The following is a 4,013-nucleotide window of genomic DNA, read 5'->3' on the forward strand; positions in this document are numbered from 1 at the left end:
CCCCAGTTCTGGTTGGCGCGGATGAAGAAGACCTGCACGCAGGCCTGCCCGCCCTCCATGTGGAGCGCGACGACATCCGCCTCTGCCACGCCGCGGGGGTTGATGCCCTGCGCGCCCTGCACCTGCGTCAGCGCGCGGATGCGGTCGCGCAGCGCAGCGGCGCGCTCGAATTCCATCCTTTCCGCCGCCTCGGCCATCTGCGCGGCCAGGCTTTCCTGGATCTTCGTGGAGCGCCCGGCCAGGAAGCGTTCGGCGTCCCGCACGCTGGCGGCATAGTCCTCTTCCGAGATCAGGCCGACACAGGGGCCGGAACACCGCTTGATCTGGTAGAGCAGGCAGGGGCGCGTGCGGCTGTCGAACATCGAATCCGAGCAGTTGCGCAGCTGGAACACCTTCTGCAGCTGGTTGAGCGTGCGGTTGACCGCGCCGGCGCTGGCGAAGGGGCCGAAATAGGCGCCCTTCTGCGTCCTGGCGCCCCGGTGCTTGCGGATCATCGGATAGGGATGATCCTTCGTGACCAGGATGTTGGGAAAGCTCTTGTCGTCGCGCAGCAGCACGTTGTAGCGCGGCTTGAGCTGCTTGATGAGGTTCTGCTCGAGCAGCAGCGCCTCGGTTTCCGTCCGCGTCGTCAGGAACATCATCGAGGCCGTCTCGCGGATCATGCGCGCGATCCGCGGGCTGTGCCCCGTTGGCCGGGCATAGTTCGAGACCCGCGCCCTCAGGTTGCGCGCCTTGCCGACGTAGAGCACGCGGGCCTGCGCATCGAGCATCCGGTAGACGCCGGGCGAGGCCGGCAGGGTCTTCAGGTAGCTCTGGATGCAGGCGTGCCCGGTCAGCGCCGTGCCGTCCGTATCAGACTTCGTGTCCGCCATGGATCACAGATACGATTCCCCCCGGTCGGCTGCAATCGCCGGACGGCGTTTGCAAGGCAAAAGGCATCCACGGAACCTGTGGACAAGTCTGTAGGCAAAATCCCGAAGCGGCGAATTTTTCGTTGTTCCAAGGCGGCTTCCTGTGCTTGCTCAATTTTTGAGCATTAATATAAGGTGTTGACTTCGCGTTGAAATTTTCTGGCGCAGGGCCAAGCGACTGAAACACTTAACGAAATTGTAACGCTTGCGTGTACGGCGCAACCGCAGTGCACAACTTCCGCTCGGGCACTGCGGCTCACTCGACTCCAAGCACGTCCGGCGTGGCCCATGCGAGGTGCTGGCCACCGTCCACGGCGATCATCTGGCCGGTGACCGCCCGGGCCTCGAGAAGGTAGCGCAGCGCCGCCGTGATGGCCTCCGGATCGGCGCCTCGGCGCAGGATCGTCGCGGCGCGCTGGCGCGCGAAGTGATCCCTGGACTGCCGCCCGCCGCGCAGCGTGGGGCCCGGTCCGATGGCGTTGACGCGCACGCGCGGGGCCAGACCCTGCGCCGCCGTCCGGGTGAAGGCCCAGAGTCCGGCCTTGGCCAGCGTGTAGGTCGAGAACTCCGGCGTCAGCTTCCACACCCGCTGGTCGATCATGTTGACGACGAGGCCTTGGGCCACCGGCTCGCCGTCCGCGTCGCTCACCGGGTCGGGCACCTGCGCGGCGAAGTGCTGTGTCAGGACGTAGGGCGCGCGCAGGTTGCTCTCGAAATGCCGGTCCCAGCTTTCGCGCGTCGCCGTCTCGATCCGGTCGTGTTCGAAGATCGAGGCATTGTTGACCAGCACCGTCAGCGGAGCGCCCAGCGCCTCGGCCGCCCGGCCCACCAGCGGCACGACCTGCGCCTCGTCCAGCAGGTCGGCGCGCAGCGCGGCGGCGCGGCGGCCCATCGCCTCGATCTCCGCCACCACGTCGCGCGCAGGCCCCTCCGACGTGGCGAAATGCACCGCCACGTCATGCCCGCGCTCGGCAAGGCAGAGCGCCATGGCCCGGCCCAGTCGCACGCCCGCCCCGGTTACCAGTGCCGCCGTCATCCCCACCTCCGGTCAGTGAAGCAGGCTGAGGACATAGGCCACATAGGCCGCGGTCAAGGCGACGCCCCAGGGACGCGTCAGGTTCATCCGGAAGAGGACGAAGGGCGCGAGCGCCAGCGAGGCGGCCAGCATCACCCAGAGATCGACGCGCAGGAACTCAGGGGCCACCGGCACGTCGCCCACAAGGGCCGTGATGCCGATGATCGCCAGCAGGTTGAACATGTTCGACCCGATCACGTTGCCCAGCGCCACGTCGGCCTGCCTGCGCAGCGCGGCCATCACCGTGGTCGCAAGCTCGGGCAGCGAGGTGCCCAGCGCGATCAGCGTGAGGCCGATCACCGTCTCCGACACACCGTAGGTGCGCGCGATGACCGTCGCGTTGTCGATCAGGATGTCGGCGCCCAGCGGCAGACCCACGAGCCCGAGCGCAAGGAAGAGTCCGATCTTCCACCGCGGCATGTCCGGGTCGGCGCCCTCGACCTCTTCCGGCTCCGCCGCTATCGCCGCGTAGCGGTGCGCGCGCGCGTCCCGGAAGTTGTCGCCAAGGATGAGCGCGAGCGCGGCCAGCAGGATCAGCCCGGACCACCAGGTGAAGGTGCCCGTGAAGGCCAGCCCGATGAACAGCACGCTCGCGCCAAGCATCAGGAAATAGCTCTTGCGCGTCTCGCACTCGCTGGTCTGCAGCCCGGCCATAAGCGCGGGGATCCCCAGCACCAGCAGGATGTTGGCGGTGTTCGAGCCCACGACATTGCCCAACGCGATGCCGGGCGCATCCGCCAGAATGGCCTGTACGGAGATCAGCAATTCCGGCGCCGATGTACCGAAGGCCACGATCGTGAGACCCACGATCAGCGCCGGCACCCCGATCCGCAGGGCAAGGTTGGCCGCACCCTTCACCAGCGCGTCGCCCGCAAGCAGAAGGATGACGAGGCCGAGGCCCGCCAGCAGCCAGACCATCATGCCCTCAGCCCTTTCCCTCGCCGCAGGGGCATGGCCCCTTGCCGATCCTGTAGCGGCCGCAGCGGCGGCAGCGCCGTGACGACAGCGCCTTGTGCCCCGGCAGCTTCGGCAGGCGCAGCTTGCCGAACATCGCGAGGACACCCATGAAGACGAGGAAGAGGACCGCGACCTTCAGCAGCACGTCAGAGGCCCAGCCGCGCGTAGGCGGCCCGCTCTTCGATCCCGGCCAGCGCCTGTTCCACCGCCGCCGCGCCCAGGCGGCCGAAGAGCGGGCGCTTCACGCCGTAGCGGCGGAAACGGACCTTGTCGCCATAAAGCTCCCTGAGCTTCGGGGCGATGTGGCCGATGCCGTCGATCAGCCCCACCTCCTGCGCGGCCTTCCCCAGCCAGATCTCGCCGGTGTAGAGGTCCGGCTCGTCGGCCAGCCGGTCGCCGCGCCGCGTCTTGACGTGGTCGATGAAGCTGCCGTGCATCTGGTCGAGCACGCGGCGGATGCGGGCCACGTCCTCGGGCTTTTCCGGCTCGAAGGGGTCGAGCAGGGTCTTGGACTTGCCGGCGGTGTAGATCCGCCGCTCCAACCCCTGCCGGGCGAGGAAGACATGCGCCCCGAAACTGGCAGAGATCACCCCGATCGAGCCCACGATCGAGCCGGTGTCGGCCCAGATGTCGTCGGCCGCCGCGGCGATCCAGTAGCCGCCCGAGGCCGCCACATCCTCGACGAAGGCATGCACCGGGATCTTCTTCTCGTCCGCGAGACGGCGGACGCGGGCGCCGATCAGCGAGGACTGCACCGGCGAGCCGCCGGGCGAGTTGATCTCCAGCGCCACGGCGGCGGGCCTGCGCGCGAAGGCGCGCTCGATCGCGGGCGCGATGGCGCGGTCGTTCAGCGTGGCGCGGCCGCCCGCTCCGATCATGCCGGTCATGCGGACCACCGAAACCACGGGCCGGCGCGAGAGGAAGGGCAGGCGCAATTCCATGCGCGGCATGTAGATTGCCGCCCGTGCCGGAACAAGGCACAGGCCGAATTAACCGCGCAGCGGGACGCGGGGGCAACAGTGGGCGCCACGCGCGGAGCGGCGCACCGGGCACCTGGGCTGTGTGCGCCC

General features: G+C 68.6%; 5 protein-coding genes. All 5 read right to left on the minus strand.

Features of this window, described 5'->3' with window-relative positions; translation table 11 throughout:
* The coding region (uvrC, locus tag ACLFOB_RS14510; RefSeq protein WP_410926544.1) for an excinuclease ABC subunit UvrC at positions 1-872 on the minus strand (872 nt) is incomplete at its 3' end.
* 295 nt (positions 873-1,167) lie between these two features.
* On the minus strand, positions 1,168-1,947 hold the full coding sequence (locus tag ACLFOB_RS14515; protein ID WP_410926545.1) for an SDR family oxidoreductase: 780 nt from the start codon (positions 1,945-1,947) through the stop codon (positions 1,168-1,170).
* Between the two features lie 12 nt (positions 1,948-1,959).
* Positions 1,960-2,907, minus strand: coding sequence for a calcium/sodium antiporter (locus tag ACLFOB_RS14520; RefSeq protein WP_410926546.1), 948 nt, complete (start codon positions 2,905-2,907; stop codon positions 1,960-1,962).
* Positions 2,908-2,911: 4 nt separating this feature from the next.
* Positions 2,912-3,088 carry a hypothetical protein gene (locus ACLFOB_RS14525; RefSeq protein ID WP_410918551.1) on the minus strand — a complete coding sequence of 59 codons (177 nt, stop codon included), beginning with the start codon at positions 3,086-3,088 and terminating at the stop codon, positions 2,912-2,914.
* 1 nt (position 3,089) lies between these two features.
* Positions 3,090-3,884, minus strand: a complete 795-nt coding sequence (locus tag ACLFOB_RS14530) for a S49 family peptidase (RefSeq protein WP_410926547.1) — start codon at positions 3,882-3,884, stop codon at positions 3,090-3,092.
* Positions 3,885-4,013 lie beyond the last annotated feature (129 nt).

It is taken from the genome of Rhodosalinus sp. (genome assembly GCF_046542825.1).
GTDB lineage: Bacteria > Pseudomonadota > Alphaproteobacteria > Rhodobacterales > Rhodobacteraceae > Rhodosalinus.